This window comes from Streptomyces sp. NPDC052036 (genome assembly GCF_040680495.1).
Classification (GTDB): Bacteria; Actinomycetota; Actinomycetes; order Streptomycetales; family Streptomycetaceae; genus Streptomyces.
On record NZ_JBFAWW010000025.1, the window covers coordinates 83,682 to 99,942 of the forward strand.

8 protein-coding genes and 2 pseudogenes are annotated in these 16,261 nt (G+C 72.3%); 6 read left to right on the forward strand and 4 right to left on the reverse strand.

All coding sequences use genetic code 11. The features are described 5' to 3' along the window. Positions 1 to 65 precede the first annotated feature (65 nt). The gene (locus AB0L95_RS28875; RefSeq protein WP_365166311.1) at positions 66 to 1,751 is read left to right on the forward strand and encodes a carbohydrate binding domain-containing protein; all 1,686 of its coding nucleotides are present in this window, start codon (positions 66 to 68) and stop codon (positions 1,749 to 1,751) included. A gap of 55 nt (positions 1,752 to 1,806) precedes the next feature. On the opposite strand, the gene AB0L95_RS28880 is transcribed toward AB0L95_RS28875, so the two are convergent. Together AB0L95_RS28880 and AB0L95_RS28885 are read right to left on the reverse strand one after the other, a co-directional pair. Continuing rightward, the gene (locus tag AB0L95_RS28880) at positions 1,807 to 3,147 is read right to left on the reverse strand and encodes a 6-phospho-beta-glucosidase (protein ID WP_365166313.1); all 1,341 of its coding nucleotides are present in this window, start codon (positions 3,145 to 3,147) and stop codon (positions 1,807 to 1,809) included. Then, positions 3,144 to 3,317, reverse strand: a pseudogene (locus tag AB0L95_RS28885) (ArsR family transcriptional regulator); the annotation flags it as partial. The gene AB0L95_RS28880 and the pseudogene AB0L95_RS28885, both read right to left, overlap by 4 nt. A 31-nt stretch (positions 3,318 to 3,348) precedes the next feature. On the opposite strand from AB0L95_RS28885, the pseudogene AB0L95_RS28890 reads away from it, so the two are divergent. From AB0L95_RS28890 to AB0L95_RS28900, 3 genes and pseudogenes are all read left to right on the forward strand, one after another. Next, positions 3,349 to 4,869: pseudogene (locus AB0L95_RS28890) on the forward strand (beta-galactosidase domain 4-containing protein); the annotation flags it as partial. Positions 4,870 to 4,902: 33 nt separating this feature from the next. Continuing rightward, positions 4,903 to 6,759 carry a LamG-like jellyroll fold domain-containing protein gene (locus tag AB0L95_RS28895; protein ID WP_365166316.1) on the forward strand — a complete coding sequence of 619 codons (1,857 nt, stop codon included), beginning with the start codon at positions 4,903 to 4,905 and terminating at the stop codon, positions 6,757 to 6,759. A 19-nt stretch (positions 6,760 to 6,778) separates the two neighbouring features. Then, positions 6,779 to 8,482 (forward strand): histidinol-phosphatase, encoded by a 1,704-nt coding sequence (locus tag AB0L95_RS28900; protein WP_365166318.1) that lies wholly within the window; start codon positions 6,779 to 6,781, stop codon positions 8,480 to 8,482. Positions 8,483 to 8,587: 105 nt separating this feature from the next. On the opposite strand, the gene AB0L95_RS28905 is transcribed toward AB0L95_RS28900, so the two are convergent. Next, positions 8,588 to 11,263 (reverse strand): FAD/NAD(P)-binding protein, encoded by a 2,676-nt coding sequence (locus tag AB0L95_RS28905; protein WP_365166320.1) that lies wholly within the window; start codon positions 11,261 to 11,263, stop codon positions 8,588 to 8,590. 436 nt (positions 11,264 to 11,699) lie between these two features. Here AB0L95_RS28905 and AB0L95_RS28910 point away from each other — a divergent pair, with 436 nt between their 5' ends. After that, complete coding sequence (locus AB0L95_RS28910) at positions 11,700 to 13,103, forward strand: glycoside hydrolase family 16 protein (RefSeq protein WP_365166322.1); 1,404 nt, start codon at positions 11,700 to 11,702, stop codon at positions 13,101 to 13,103. A 45-nt stretch (positions 13,104 to 13,148) separates the two neighbouring features. Here the strand turns inward: AB0L95_RS28910 and AB0L95_RS28915 are convergent, their stop codons facing one another. Beyond that, complete coding sequence (locus tag AB0L95_RS28915) at positions 13,149 to 14,036, reverse strand: AraC family transcriptional regulator (RefSeq protein WP_365166324.1); 888 nt, start codon at positions 14,034 to 14,036, stop codon at positions 13,149 to 13,151. Between the two features lie 146 nt (positions 14,037 to 14,182). Between AB0L95_RS28915 and tkt the strand changes: the two genes are divergently transcribed. After that, positions 14,183 to 16,258, forward strand: a complete 2,076-nt coding sequence (gene tkt / locus AB0L95_RS28920; protein ID WP_365166326.1) for a transketolase — start codon at positions 14,183 to 14,185, stop codon at positions 16,256 to 16,258. Positions 16,259 to 16,261: the final 3 nt, after the last annotated feature.

A 16,261-nucleotide genomic window follows, 5' to 3' on the forward strand; every position in this document is an offset into this window, starting at 1 on the left:
CTTGGTTGCGCACCCTACTGCACTGCCCTGCACTCCCGAACCCCCATCGCCTTCAGGGAGATCGCGTGCGCACACTCCTCAGACGTTCCAGACGTGCCTTCTTCGCTCTCATCGGCTCCGCCGCCCTGGCGCTGGGCGGGGCCGTCGCCCTTCCCGGGACCGCCCAGGCGGCCAACATCCTGTCCAACCCCGGCTTCGAGTCGGGCCTCTCCCCCTGGTCCTGCACCGGCAACCTCGGCTCGGCCGTCTCCAGTCCCGTGCACGGCGGCTCCAAGGCCCTCGCGGGAGCCGTCAGTTCGAGCGACAACGCGCAGTGCAGCCAGACCGTGTCGGTCCAGCCGAACACGACGTACAACCTCAGCGGCTGGGTCCGCGGCAGCTATGTCTACCTCGGTGTGGACGGCGGCGCCTCGACCTGGACCACGTCCCCGTCGGCGTACAGCCAGTTGTCCGTCTCCTTCACCACCGGCGCCTCGCAGACCAGCGCCACGATCTATGTCCACGGCTGGTACGCGCAGGGCACGTACTACGCCGACGACATCAGCCTGGACGGACCCGGTGGCGGCGGTGGCGGCTCCGACACCCAGGCACCGACCGCGCCCACCGGTCTGACCTCCACGGGCAAGACCTCCTCCAGCGTGTCGCTGAAGTGGAACGCCTCGACGGACAACGTCGGTGTGACCGCGTACGACATCTACCGCGGCTCCAGCCAGGTGCTGAGCGTCTCCGGTACGTCCGCGACGGTCAGCGGTCTGTCGCCCAGCACCGGCTACACCTTCACCGTGAAGGCGCGGGACGCGGCCGGGAACACCTCCGCGGCCTCCAACTCCGTTACGGTCACCACGGACGCGGGCAGCGGCGGCGGCACCGGCTTCAAGCAGGCGGCGCCGTACCTCTACGAGGGCTGGGGCGACCCGCCGAACCCGAGCACGGTGATGAGCGCGACCGGCATCAAGTGGTTCACGATGGCCTTCGTGCTGGACTCCGGCGGCTGCACCCCAGCCTGGGACGGCAGCCGCCCGCTGACCGGTGGCGCCGACCAGACCGCCGTCAACCAGATCCGTGCCGCGGGCGGTGACATCGTGCCGTCCTTCGGCGGCTGGTCGGGCAGCAAGCTCGGGGCCAACTGCTCCTCCGCGGGCGCGCTCGCCGGAGCCCTGCAGAAGGTGATCGACGCCTACGGCCTCAAGGCGATCGACATGGACATCGAGAACTCGGACGAGTTCGAGAACGAGGCCGTGCAGGCGAGGATCCTGACCGCTCTGAAGACGGTCAAGGCCGACAACCCCGGCCTGAGGACCATCGTCACCTTCGGCACCTCGACCACCGGCCCGACCTACTACGGCAACCGGCTGATCGAGCAGGCCCAGTCGCTCGGCGCGAACATCGACGTCTTCACCATCATGCCGTTCGACTTCGGCGGCGGCTCGGACATGTACGGCAACACGGTGAACGCGGCCGAGGGCCTGAAGGCCAAGCTGAAGTCGACCTTCGGCTGGGACGACGCGACGGCCTACGCGCACATCGGCATCTCCGGCATGAACGGACTGTCCGACCAGCAGGAGAACACGACGCCTGCGATCTGGTCCCAGATCCGAGACTGGGCGAACTCCCACCACATCGCCCGGCTCGCCTACTGGGCGGTCAACCGTGACCGGCCGTGCGCGGGCGGCGGCGTGGTGAGCAACTGCTCCGGTATCGACCAGAGCAACTGGCAGTTCACGTCCATCACCGCCGGGTTCACCGGCTGAGCACACGGGTGGGGGTGACCGGAGCACCGGGCACCCCCTCCCTCTCCTGGCGGGATCACCCGAGGTAGCCGAGGCCGGGGTGGACGGCGGTGTAGCCGTCGACGAGCCGCCGGGCGACATTGACGGAGTCGACGAGCGGGTGGAGTGCGAACGCCTTCACCGCCGTCGCGCGGGAGCCGGACTCGGCCGCGGACAGCACCTCGCGCTCGACCGCCTTGACCGAGCAGACCAGGCCGGTGGCATGGCCGGGCAGCGGGTCGACCGCGACAGGGTGCGCGCCGTTGGCGTCCACCAGGCACGGCACCTCGATGACCGCTTCGGAGTCCAGCACCGACAGGGTGCCGCGGTTTCGTACGTTCAGGATCAGGGTGGTGCGCTCGTCGCGGGCGATGCCCCGCATCAGGGCGAGAGCCACCTTCTCGTAGCCGCCGGAGAGGTCGTCGGCGTCGCGTTCGCCCGCGCCCGCCGTCTCCCGGTTCTCGGCCATGTACGTCGCCTCGCGCTCGGCCCGGGTGCGGTCCCAGGTCCGAAGGGCCGCGGCGCCCGGGCGTGTCATCTCCTCGTAGAAACGGGCCTGCTGGTCGCGCAGGAAGGCGCCGCGGGTCTTCTCGGCCGCACGGTAGGCGCGGACGGCCTCGCGGTTGAAGTAGTAGTAATGCAGATACTCGTTCGGGATCGCGCCCAGGGACCGCAGCCAGTCCGCGCCGAACAGCTTGCCCTCCTCGAACGAGCCGAGCAGGCCGGGGTCGGCGAACAGCCGCGGCAGTTCGTCCCGGCCCGCGACGCGCAGGCCGCGCACCCAGCCGAGGTGGTTGAGGCCGACGTAGTCGATGAAGGTCTCGCGGGGGTTCGCGACGCCGAGCACGCGGGCGATACGGCGGCCGAGCCCGACCGGCGAGTCACAGATGCCGATGACACGGTCGCCGAGGTGGCGGGACATGGCCTCGGTGACCAGGCCCGCCGGGTTGGTGAAGTTGATGACCCAGGCGTCGGGGGCGAGCCTGGCCACCCGCCGCGCGATGTCGACGGCGACGGGCACGGTCCGCAGACCGTAGGCGATGCCGCCCGCGCCGACCGTCTCCTGGCCGAGGACGCCCTCCGCGAGCGCCACCCGCTCGTCGTTCGCACGTCCCTCCAGGCCGCCGACGCGGATCGCGGAGAAGACAAAGTCGGCGCCGCGCAGCGCCTCGTCGAGATCGGTCGTGGCGGTCACCTCGGGTGCGTCCGGGATGCCCGCGGCCTGTTCGGCCAGCACCCGCCTCACCGCGGACAGCCGGCCGGCGTCCAGATCGTGCAGGACCACACGGGTCACCCGGCCCTCGGCGCGGTCCCCGAGAAGCGCCCCGTACACGAGCGGCACCCGGAATCCGCCGCCGCCCAGAATCGTCAGCCTCACGCCTCCGCCTTTCCTGCCGCGGCCACCTCGACGCCCGCTTCCTCCAGGGAGGACCGGGTCGCCGGGTCGACCGGCGCGTTCGTCACCACCACGTCCAGGTCCTCGGGCCCGCAGACCCGGGCCATGCCCGTCCCCGGGAACTTCGCCGCGTCGGCGAGCAGGACGACCTTATGCGAACAGTTCTGACGAAGACCGTTCTGGCCGGTGCACCCACCGGTCGAGGACTGCGTCGCGCACGCCCTGTCGGGAGAACGGACCGAACCGCCGATCCAGTGCGCATACGGGCACGCCATGGGCAACAGCGACGGCACGCTCGCCGACCACTGGGCTGCCATCGAGTCCACCCCGGGCCTTCAGGGCGGCTTCATCTGGGAGTTCTGGGACCACGGCATTCTCCAGCGCGTGAGCGACGGAAGACCCGCCGGGCGCGCTGGTGCCGGGCTGTACGACAACGGTGTCGCCGCGCCCGGCCACCGCTGGGCGTACGACGGTGACTTCGGGGACCTCCCGAACGACGGTGCCTTCTGTGCGGACGGTGTCGTCTTCCCCGTCCGCACGCTCGAACCGGCGATGTACGAGCACCGGGAGATCGAGGCGCAGGTCGGGCTGGAGTGCTTCCGGCACGAGGGCATGGTCCTCCGCAACCACCAGCGTTTCCGGGGCCTGGACTGGCTGACCGCCGAGTGGGAGCTGTCGCTCGCGGGCGGCCTCACGCTCACGGCCCCGGCCGAGCTGCCCCCTCTGGCCCCGGGCGAGTCGACGGCCGTACGACTGCCGTTCAGGCTGCCGCGGAAGGGCGGCGAGGCCTGGCTGACCCTGCGGGTGCGCACTGCGGACGACGAGCCGTGGGCACCGCGCGGCACCGAGGTGTGCGTGCCGCAGGTGCGGCTGCGCGGGCCCTCGGCCGAGGAGCACCGCCCGGTCCCGGGCCGGTCCGTCGAGGTCGACGAGGACGGCCTGCTGGTCCATCCGCTCCTGATCGCCGCCCCCACGCTCACCCTGTGGCGGGCGCCCGCCGGCCACGACGAGCTGGGCGGGACGGCCGGGCGCCGACGGGCCTGGGGGCTCGACCGGCTCGTCCGCACGGTGGTGGAGGTACGCCGGGGCGACAGTCCGGTGACCGTGGTGTCCGAGTACGCCTGCGAGGCCGGTGCCGTCCGGCACGAGCAGATGTTCACCGTGGTCGAGGGCGGCATCCGGGTGCAGGAGACCGCCGAGCTGCCACAGGCGCTCCTCGACGGGACGCGGGTCGGGTCGCTCTTCGAGACGGTCGCGGGGCTGGATCTGCTGGAGTGGTACGGACAGGGGCCCTGGGAGGGCTGCCCGGACCGCGCCGCGGGAGCACCCGTCGGACACCACCTCGCCCCCGTGGACGAGTTGTTCACCCCGTATCTGCATCCTCAGGGGAGCGGCGGCCGGCACGGCGTACGGCACTTCACGCTCTCGGCACCGGACGCCACCGGGCTCTCGGTCCATCTGGACGAGCCCCGCCGGATCTCGGTCACCCTCCCCCAGCCTTCGGCCGGGGGGACCCCCGTCCGCGCCGAGGACCCGACCGCCGCCGGGCACCACGCCGAACCGGTGGCGCGCCCCCGGTGCGTGGTGCACATCGACGCCGCCCACCGGGGCCTCGGCACCGCCTCGTGCGACCCCGGCGCCTCTGCCTCGTATCCGATCCCGCCGGGTGTCCATCGCTGGAGCTGGACCCTGCGCACCCTCTGACCCACCGCCCTTCACGGATCCCACGGAGTAGATGTGTGCACTTCCCACGAGCCGGGACAGTCCCCTGCCCAGGAAGCCCCCCAGGCCGGGGCCGGCCGGCGTACCTTCCTGCGCGCCACCGCGCTGCTGGGCGCGGCGGCCGGCACCGGTGTCGCCCTGCCGGCGGTCGCGGAGGCGGCCTCGGCGAGCGGCGGGCGGTGGCGGCCCGACCCGGACAGCCGCCGCTTCACGCTCGCGGTGATGCCGGACACCCAGTACCTCTTCGACGGACCGAGCATCGACCCGGCGCCCGTCGAGGCCTCGCTCCGCTACCTCCTGGAGCACGGCCGGGACAAGAACATCGTGTTCCTGTCCCACCTCGGCGACCTCACCCAGAACGGCGCCGAGGAGGAGTTCGCGGCGATCGGTGAGGCGTTCCGGCTGCTGGACCGGCGGGGCGTCGGCTACAGCGTCCTCGCGGGCAACCACGATGTGCGGTCGTCGACCGACGACCAGCGGGGCCCGACGCCGTACCTCGACGCCTTCGGTCCGGACCGCTTCCGGAGCCACTCCACGTTCGGGGGCGCTTCCCCCGACGGCTACAACACCTTCCATCTGTTCCGGGCCGCCGGGCGGGAGTGGATGGTGCTGGCCCTGGACTGGCGGCTGTCGGAGAACGGGTACGCCTGGGCGAAGGACGTCATCGCCCGGCACCCGCGGACACCGGTGATCCTCACCACGCACGAGCTGGTCGTCGAGGACGACACGCTGTCCTCCTACGGCCAGGAGCTGTGGGACCGGCTGATCGAGGACCACGACCAGATCTTCCTGACTCTCAACGGCCACTACTGGCCGGCCGGCCGCGCCACCCGCAAGAACGCGGCGGGCCACGAGGTCCAGCTGCACCTGACGAACTATCAGAACCGGTACTTCGGCGGCGCGGCGATGATCCGCCTGTACCACTTCGACCTCGACCGGAACGTCATCGACGTGGAGACCGTCTCCCCGTGGATCCTCGGCCGGGCCGCCAAGGGCCTGAACCGCCTGGAGCGGGAGGAGATGGAGCTGAGCGGTGACGCCGACCGGTTCTCGGTCGTCGTCGACTTCGAGGAGCGGTTCGCGGGCTTCGCCCCCGTCCCGCCGCGTCCCTCGCGGCCGGCGTCGAAGATGACCGTCCCCGGCACGATGGCGTACTGGCGCTTCGACGGACACGACGACGGGTCCGCCGTCAGCGGCACGGTCCGCGATCTGTCCGGGCGCGGCAACGACCTCACCCTGGTCACGGTGAACGGCGGTTCGCTGATCTGGTCGTCGGACCACCACCCCGACCAGCCCGGCCACGGCAGCCTGGAGTTCCGGGGCTACAAGTCGCCGCTGACGGGCGCGTATCTGCGTACGGTCGACAGCGCGCCGCTCAACTCCGCGACGCTCGCCTCGGGTTACACCATCGAGGCCTTCTACCGGCTCCCCGGGGACTGGGACCCCGCGCACAACGCCTGGTCCGGGCTCGTCAGCCGCACCGGCACGGGCGGCGCCGCGGGCAAGACCGCCGACGACCCCGACGAGCCGCTGGCGACGCTGTCGCTGTCCGACGGCCCCGGACCGCAGTGGGCAGTGCGCCCGCTCAACCAGGAGGGCATCGCCACCAACTGGGGCGACGAGACGGCGCGGGAGAAGTGGTGGCACGTGGCCGTGGTCAACGACGGCCGGCACACCACGCTGTACGTCGAGGGCTGCCCGGTGGCCCGTAACCCGAGGGCCGCCGCCGTCGGTCTGGCCTCGGTCGGACTGCCGTGGCTCCTGGGCGGCTACGAGTACGCGGGAAAGATCGACCAGATCCTGCACGGCCGGCTCGGCGACGTCCGTATCGTCGCCCGTGCGCTGCCCGTCACCTCCTTCATGAACCACTGAGCCGAAGGGCCCCGCCTCCATGACCGAGCAGCAACTGCCCGCCTGGGCCGACCCTTCCGTCTCCCCCGACCGCCTGGACGCCCAGGGCCTGTCCCGCCGCGGCCTGCTGCGCAGCGCCGGACTGTTCGGCACCGCGTTCGCCGTCGGTTCCCTCGCCACGCCCGCGGCGGCACACGGCCGGCGCCTCGGCGGCGAGGACCCCCGCCTCGCCTATCTGGTCGGCGACCATCATGTGCACTCCCTCTACAGCCATGACGCCAAGTACACGTTCTCCCAACTGGCCCAGGCCGGCGCGCGGTACGGCCTGGACTGGATGGTGTTCAACGAGCACTCCAACTTCGGGCACGCCTCGTACGGTGCGCGGATGGAGCACCAGGAGATCCTCAAGGCACGCGCCGAGAACCCGCGCCAGCTGATCTTCCAGGGCCTGGAGTGGTACATCCCGGCCGCCGAGCACGCCACCGTGTTCGCGGCCCCCGGCCCGAACGAGGTCGATCTGCTCACCCGGTTCGAGCTGGCCTACGACGGCAAGCTGCTGGGCTACACCGAGGGCTCCGCCGGCGCCGCGGCCACCGCGCGCAACGAGGCCCACGCCGTGCAGGCCATCCAGTGGCTGGCCGAACAGCGCCGCTCCGGATACGTGGACGACGTGCTGGTCCTCGCCAACCATCCGCTGCGGCTCGGTATCGACTCCCCACGCGAGATCCGCGGCTGGCGGGACGCCGCGCCCGAGATCATGATCGGTATGGAGGGCGCACCCGGCGCCCAGGGCGCGGCGATCCCCGGCTGGCGTTCCTCCACCACCTCGATCCGCGGCGAGTACGAGAACAAACCGTCCGCGCAGTCGTGGTCCGGATACCCGGCGGACGCCTATGTGACCTACGGCGGCTTCGACTGGGCGACGGCGACCGTCGGCGGCCTGTGGGACGCGCTGCTCTCCGAGGGCAGGCTGTTCTCGATCACCAGCAACTCCGACGCCCACCGCGTGGTCTTCGACACCTGGAGGAACGGGGACTGGCTGCCGGGCCAGGACTTCGACAACACCGGCAGGCTGCCCGACCCGGTCAACACCGACACCCCGCAGCCGGGCAGCGACTTCTGGCCCGGCCAGTTCAGCCGCACCCACGTCGGGGTCACCCTCCCCCATTACCTTGAAAGTGTGGGCGGTGCCCCCATCGGCTATCGGGCGGTGATGGCGGGCCTGCGCGCGGGCCGGGTCTGGGTCGACCACGGGCATCTGCTCGACGGTCTCGACGTACGGCTGAAGCGGGACTGCGACCCCGGGCGCGGCGTCACGCTGGGCGGCCGGCTGCGGGTGCGCAAGGGCGAGAGGCTCACGCTGCAGGTGACCGTGACGAGCGCCTCCCGCCCCAACCCCCAGGGGATCCTGCCGCGTCTGGCGCAGGTGGATGTGATCCGGGGTGCCGTGCGCGGGCCCGTGGCCGACCGTGACACCTGGCGGGCGCCCGACACCAAGGTCGTCGAGACCAGGGACGTCAGCGGCCGCAGGGGCACGTACACCCTGAGCATCCCGCTGACCGCCGGGAGCGAGTCCTTCTACGTCCGGCTGCGCGGCAGCGACGGCCGGCGTCACGGTGCCGGATATCTCGGCACCTCGGTCGACCCGCACGGGCCGGTCCCGCACACTCCGGGCGACGGCGATCCGTGGGCCGACACATGGTTCTACGCCAACCCCGTCTTCGTGGACGTGGTGGGATCCTGACGGGGCGCCGGCTCACGTCGAGCGGTTGAGCGGCAGGGGCCCGCGCGTGGCGACGCGCGGGCCCCGCAGGACGACCACGGCGCCCCGGAGGGGACACACGTCCGGTCACCCCGGCAGCGCGGCCAGCAGACGGCGGTCCCGGGGCGCCGGTTTCCGGTCCAGGCGTCCGTCCAGCAGCCGGCGGGCGGCGTCACAGCGGCCCGCCGCCATCAGGGCGTACAGCAGCGTCTCCTCGACGACCTCGCGCTGGGCCGCGCTGCCGCCGACCCTGCGCACCGCCGGCAGCAGAGCGGCGAGGCCGCGGGCCGCCTCGTGGAAGCGTTCCTCGACGAGGGCGGCCAGCGCCTCGCACAGCGGCACGACGACCTCCCGCTGCACCGCGTCGGCGCCCGCCGCATGGTCGCGCAACCGGCGCAGAGCCGCCACATCGCCCGCGGCGGCGAGGGCGACGGCCGCGTGCAGCGCGGTGAACGCGGTCGCGGGCCGCTCCACGATGTCCCGGGCGACCGATTCGAGCACCTCGGCGGCGGGCACCTCGCCCGGCCAGCTGTCGCTCAGCCGTGCGCGCCACAGCAGCGATCCCGAGTCGACGAGCGCCCGCACCCCGGACACCCGCCCGGGCGCCAACTGCGCCAGCCAGCGCCTGCGGACGGCGGCCGGATCGTCCAGCGCCAGTTCGTGCAGTGCGATGTGCCAGGAGAAGTGCGCACGGTGGACCGCGCCGCGCCCCTGCCCCGACACCCATCCGTCGAGCCAGTCACGGCCCGCCTCATGGGCGCCGCACTCGTAGTGGACATGGGCGAGCGCGTGCACGGCGTGCCCGGACGCGGGCTCGGCCGCCAGGGCCCGGTGGGCGAGTTCGCCCGCCTCGTGGAGACGGCCCTGCCCCTGACGCAGAAAGGCCAGCAGCGAGGTGTGGAACCAGTGGCCGTCGTACGCGGGTGAGGTGCGCCCCACCAGCCGCAACGCATAGGCGTCGTCGAGATCGCGGACCCCGGAGAAGGCGATGGTGGGCACGGCGGCGGCCAGCGCGAGCGCGTCGCCCGGGTGGGCGTCGAGGTGGCCCAGCAACGCGCTGCCGTCCGGGTCGGTGCCGTGGACGCGGTGGGTGACGACCTCCACGAAGGAGCGCTCGCGCTCATCGGCCCGCTCCCGCGCGCACCGCTGTGCCTCGGCGAGTTCCCGGGGCACATCGACCTGCGCGCCGCACTCATGGCCGAGCAGCGCGAGCGCGGCATGTCCGAGGGCGAATCCTGGGTCGAGGGCGACGGCCCGCCGGAACGCCTCGTCGGCGCCCGACCTGACCTTGAGCACCCGGTCGAGCCCGGTGCGGTGGGCGGCGGCCGCGTCGGCGTGCGTGGAGAGGGAGAGCCCCTGTGCGTCCACGGGGCGCCGTCGGCTCCGGCGCACCGGCGGGGCGAGCGGGGCCAGCACCTCCCTCGCCAGCGCCGCCGCCTGCGCCCGGATCTCGGGGACGGCGGTGGTCTCCCACAGTTCGCCACGGCGCGGGGCGCCAAGCGTGAACAGCGGGCGGTCGGCCCGGCCGGCGGCGTCGAGGAGCCGGCCCTCACGGGTGGCGACCCCCATCCCGAGGGGCCCCGGGACGGCGGCCCCGGCGTCGGCGAGCGAACGCCACAGAGGGTCGTCGAGGTGGTGGCCGGGGCCCGTGCAGTCGATGACCCAGCCCACCCGGAGCGTACGGCCGTCGGCGAGGGCGACGGTCACCGTGCCGTCGGGGGCGGTACGAGCGTCCGCGATCCGGCCGGAGCGCACGCTCAGCCGTCGGGCGGCCCGCACCCGGGCCAGCGCCTCCCCCGTGGCGGGCGCCATGCGGTGCCGGTGGGTGTTCCACAGCGCGCCGTCCCGCCGTAGGAACTCGGCGCGGTCGCCGGGGGCCAGGCCCTGCCACAGCCGGACCGTGTACGGGCGCAGACCGTCGAGCGCGGGGCGCCAGTCACCGTGGAGCCGGACCGCCCGGCCGGCCTGCCGGAACACGGCCCGGCGCAGCTGGTCCAGGGGCGCCCCGGGAAGCCCCGGGGGCGGTGGCATGGGCGGTGCCGGGTTGAGGGCGTGCGGCTGCGGCAGCAGTCCGTTGCGGGAGACGGCGTGGAGCACCCGGCCCGGGCGGTCCAGGGTCAGCGCCAGGTCGACGGCGGTGAGCCCGGTGCCGACCAGCAGCACATCGGCGGTGTCGGCGAGCGGCCCCGCGAGCGCGCCCGGCGCCCAGGGCTCGGCGACGAACCGCGGTGACGTGCGCAGTCCGGGAGGGGCCCAGGCACCGGTCCCGGCGGCCGGCCCGGTGGCGAGCACCGCGCCGTCGGCCGTCAGGCACCCGCCGTCCGCGAGCCGGAGTTCCAGCCGCCCGTCGGCGGTGTCCGCGCAGCCCTCCGCACGCGACCGCAGCCGCCGTACCCCCACCACCCCGTGGGCGCGGACGACGGCCTGTCCGAGGGTGTCGGCGAGGTAGGCGCCGTAGCGGTACCGGGTGATGAAGTCGGCGGCGGTGACGGTGGGTTCGCCGTGGCGGCACAGCCAGCGGGTGAGATGGCCGGGGTCGTCCGGATAGCAACTCATCCCGCCCGCAGGCACATTGAGCCGGTGCCGGGGGTCGGGAGTGGCGTAGGCGATACCCCGTCCGGCCTCCGGTGCCGGATCGATCAGGACCAGGTCGAGGGGGGTACGGCGGCGCGCCGCCGTCTCGCACACCTGGAGGGCGGTCAGCGCGCCGGCCGCGCCCGCCCCGACGATGGCCACGGTGTGCCGCGCACGGGCTGGGTTCACATGTACCTCCGGCGATGGTCGGGGCCGGGGCCGCCCGGCGGGTGCCCGCTCCTCCTGTCTCCTCCTACTCTCTCCCCCCTGAGGCCGCGTCGGGGCCGTTGATTCAGGCCGACTCCCGCGCTGTGTTCGCAGGTATCGCACGCAACACCCCTTGGATTCAAAGAGTCAATCCACACAGCCGCCGGAGGACGTCCGGACGCAGGGGCATCGCGGACGGGTGGGCGGGGAGCGGCCCGGGGCCACGGACCGCACGGCCTTGCTTCGGCGCCTGAACTCCCGTGCCACGAAAGGACTTTCTCGGCTTTACCTCTTGACGACCGGAGTGACCGAGAGCACATTGGCGGCGCGGCGCGTGAGAGCGCTCTCAAAACCGTCCGCGCCTCCCCGGCTCTCCCGCGCACCCGCACACCCCCACTCCGTACGAATGAGGCAGCACATGAACGACACTTCCGGCACACCCGCGAGACGTCGGCCCCTGCGCCGCGTCCTCCTCGCCGTACTCGGCACCATGGGTCTGGCCGTGGCCGCCGCCACGACCGCCACCCTGCCCGCGAACGCCTCCGCCCCCGCTCCCCCGTCCGGCTGGACCCAGGTCTTCCTCGACGACTTCAACGGCGCGGCCGGCTCCGGCGTGAACACGGCCGACTGGCAGTACGACACCGGGACCTCGTACCCGGGCGGCGCCGCCAACTGGGGCACCGGCGAGGTCGAGACCATGACCTCCAGCACTGGCAACGTCTCGCTCGACGGCAACGGCAATCTGCTCATCACCCCGCGCCGCGACGCCGCCGGCAACTGGACCTCGGGCCGTATCGAGACCAACCGCACCGACTTCCGGCCCCCGGCCGGCGGCAAGCTGCGGGTCCAGGCCCGTATCCAGCTGCCCGATGTGACCGGTGCCGCCGCCAAGGGCTACTGGCCCGCCTTCTGGATGCTGGGCGCGCCGTACCGGGGGAACTACCAGAACTGGCCGAGCGTCGGCGAGCTGGACGTCATGGAGAACGTCCAGGGCCTCAACACCGACTGGGCGACGATGCACTGCGGCACCAACCCGGGCGGCCCGTGCAACGAGACGTCCGGCATCGGCAACTCCACACCGTGCAACGGCACGACATGCCAGGCGGGCTTCCACACCTACGCGATGGAGTGGGACCGCTCGACGAGCCCCGAGGAGATCCGCTTCTACCTCGACGGGGTCAACTTCCACACCGTGCGGGCCAACCAGGTCGACGCGACGACCTGGGCCAACGCCACCGACCACGGCTTCTTCGTCATCCTGAACGTGGCGATGGGCGGCGGCTTCCCGGCCGCGTTCGGCGGCGGTCCGGACGGCGGCACCGAGCCCGGCCACCCGATGGCGGTCGACTATGTGCAGGTGCTCCAGTCCTCGGGCGGTGGGAGCGGTACCACGCCGCCGCCCTCCGGCAACCGGGATGCCTACGGCGCGATCCAGGCCGAGTCGTACGACAGCCAGTCCGGTGTGATCCCCGAGACCACCACGGACACCGGCGGCGGCCAGGACATCGGCTACCTGGCGAACGGTGACTGGGCCCTCTACAAGGGGGTGAACTTCGGCTCCACGGCGGCCACGCAGTTCTACGGCCGGGTCGCGAGCGGCGCGGCGAGCGGGGTGAGCGGACTGGTCGAGGTGCGCCTCGACAGCCGTACGAACGCACCGGTCGGCAGCTTCGCGGTGGCGGGCACGGGCGGCTGGCAGAGCTGGCGGACCGTACCGGCGAACATCGGGCAGGTCACCGGCACCCATGACGTCTATCTCACCTTCACCAGCGGCCAGCCGAGCGACTTCGTGAACGTGAACTGGTTCGACTTCGGCCACTGAGAACGTCGGCAACCGACGGGGGCGGGCCCGCGGCCCGCCCCCGTGTCATCGCAACTCCGCCCGGAACGCCGCCGGTGTCGTGTCCGTGTGCTGGTGGAAGAACTTGGAGAAGTTCGCCGGGTCGGGGAAGCCGACGGCGGCGCCCACGCGGCCGATCGGCAGGTCCGTGTGCGCGAGCAGGCGCTTGGCCTCCAGGACCACCCGCTTGTCGATGAAGCCCTTGGGGGTCTCGCCGGTGGCGGCACGGACGGCGCGCACCAGGGTGCGGCGGGAGTAGCCGAGGGCGTCGGCGTAGGCGCTGACGCTGTGGTTGGTGGCGAAGCCCTGCTCGACGGCGTCCCGGAAGAGGGTGAAGGTGGTGTCGGCCTGATCGCGCGCCGCCTCGGCGGAGCTGGCCGCGAGATGCCCGAGCCGCAGCAGGAACGCGGTCAGGGAGTGGCGCAGTACCGCCGTGTGCAGACTCAGCGGCAGGGTGGTCGCGTCCTCGTACTCCCGTTGCAGATGCTCCAGGGACGCACGGAGCCCGGCCAGCTGCGCCGGGTCGGGGTGAAGCAGCGGCGGCAGGTCGTAGCGGTACAGGCCCGTGGCCTCCACGGTGGCGCGCGGCAGAAAACCGGGCTGCATGGTCAGCACGGTGCCGCGGTACTCGCTCGTCCGGGAGAAGCGGTGGATCTGGCCGGGGCGTATCCACAGAACGTCACCGGCGCTCGGCCGGTACTCGGCGAAGTCCACCATGTGCGACACGGGGCCGCCGTTGAAGAACATCACCACATGGAAGTCGATGCGGTGGACGCGGTCCAGCGGCGCGTCCTCGTGCCAGATACGGCCGGGCCCCATCGGACCCACCTGGATGCCGACACCGCAGACGCTCAGGTCGACCGGGAACGGATACGTCCTGATCCCGTCCCTGTCATATGTGGTTCTGTCCGCCATGTCCGTCTCGTGCCGCCTCGGTCCCGCTGTCGATGTCCCACTTTCACCGAAGGCTGACACAGGCACACCTTCCCCCGCAAAAGTCAGACTTTTAAGTTTGACGACGTTCCGCCAGAGATCATGCGTCCAGTGAGGACTTCTTGAAGATGAGTGCGCAGAGCGCAGACGGATTCGAATGGACCGACCTCGACCGGCGAGCCGTCGACACAGCCCGTGTTCTGGCCGCCGACGCCGTACAGAAGGTCGGCAACGGCCACCCGGGCACCGCGATGAGCCTGGCGCCCGCCGCGTACACGATCTTTCAAAAGGTGATGAAACACGACCCGGCGGACCCCGAGTGGATCGGCCGTGACCGCTTCGTCCTCTCCCCCGGGCACACCTCGCTGACCCTCTACACCCAGCTCTTCCTGTCGGGCTACGAGCTGGAGCTGGACGATCTGAAGGCGTTCCGCACGCACGGTTCCAAGACGCCCGGTCACCCCGAGTACGGCCACACGGCCGGTGTCGAGACCACCACGGGCCCCCTGGGCCAGGGTGTGGCCAACGCGGTGGGCATGGCGATGGCCGCCCGCTACGAGCGCGGCCTGTTCGACCCCGACGCCCCCGAGGGCACCTCCCCCTTCGACCACACGATCTGGGCGATCGTCTCCGACGGCGACCTGGAGGAGGGCATCTCCGCCGAAGCCTCCTCGCTCGCCGGCCACCAGAAGCTCGGCAATCTGGTCTTCGTCTACGACGACAACCACATCTCCATCGAGGGCGACACCGCGACCGCCTTCTCCGAGGACGTACTCAAGCGATACGAGGCCTACGGCTGGCACGTCCAGCGCATCGAGCCCGCGGAGAGCGGCGACATCGACGTCCACGCGCTGTACGCGGCGCTCACAGCGGCGCAGGCCGAGACCGGGCGCCCCTCGATCATCGCCATGCGCACGATCATCGCCTGGCCCGCCCCGAAGGCCCGGAACACCGAGGCCTCGCACGGCTCGGCGCTGGGCGAGGACGAGGTCGCGGCCACCAAGCGCGTCCTCGGCTTCGACCCCGAGAAGACCTTCGAGGTGTCCGACGAGGTCCTCGCCCACGCCCGCCAGGCCCTCGACCGCGGTGCCGAGGCGCACGCCGCCTGGGACAAGCGGATCGCGGAGTGGCGCGCGGCCCAGCCGGAGCGCGCGAAGCTGCTCGACCGAGTCGTGGCGGGCCAGCTCCCGGAGGGCTGGGAGGACGCGCTGCCGGTCTTCGAGGAGGGCAAGGCGGTGGCCACCCGCGCCGCCTCCGGCAAGGCGCTGGGGGCCCTCGGCGCGGTCATCCCCGAGCTGTGGGGCGGCTCGGCCGACCTGGCCGGCTCCAACAACACCACCATCGACAAGAACAGCTCGTTCCTGCCCACGGGCAACCCGCTGCCGGAGGCGGACCCGTACGGGCGCACGATCCACTTCGGCATCCGCGAGCACTCCATGGCCGCGGAGATGAACGGCATCGCCCTGCACGGCAACACCCGTATCTACGGCGGCACCTTCCTGGTGTTCTCCGACTACATGCGCAACGCCGTGCGCCTGTCGGCCCTGATGCAGCTCCCCGTCACCTATGTGTGGACGCACGACTCCATCGGTCTCGGCGAGGACGGCCCGACCCACCAGCCCGTCGAGCACCTGGCCAGCCTGCGCGCCATCCCGGGCCTGAACCTCGTCCGCCCGGCCGACGCCAACGAGACCGTCGTCGCCTGGGCCGAGATCCTCCGCCGGCACTCCACCGCCCCGGCCCCGCACGGCCTCGCGCTCACCCGCCAGGGCGTGCCGACGTACGCCCCCAACCCCGAGGCGGCCAAGGGCGGTTACATCCTGCGGGAGTCCTCCACCGCAACCCCGGACGTGATCCTCCTCGCCACCGGCTCCGAGGTGCAGCTCGCGGTCGCCGCGCGCGAACGACTCGAGGCCGAGGGCGTGGGCACCCGGGTGGTGTCGATGCCGTCCGTGGAGTGGTTCGAGGAGCAGTCCGCCGAGTACCGCGAGCACGTCCTTCCGCCGTCCGTGAAGGCGCGCGTGGCGGTCGAGGCGGGTATCGCCCTGACCTGGTACCGCTACGTCGGTGACCGTGGACGCATCGTCTCCCTGGAGCACTTCGGTGCCTCCGCCGACGCCAAGACCCTGTTCGCCGAGTACGGCTTCACGGCCGACAACGTGGCCGCCGCCGCGCGGGAATCCCTCGCCGCCGTCCGCGGTTGATCC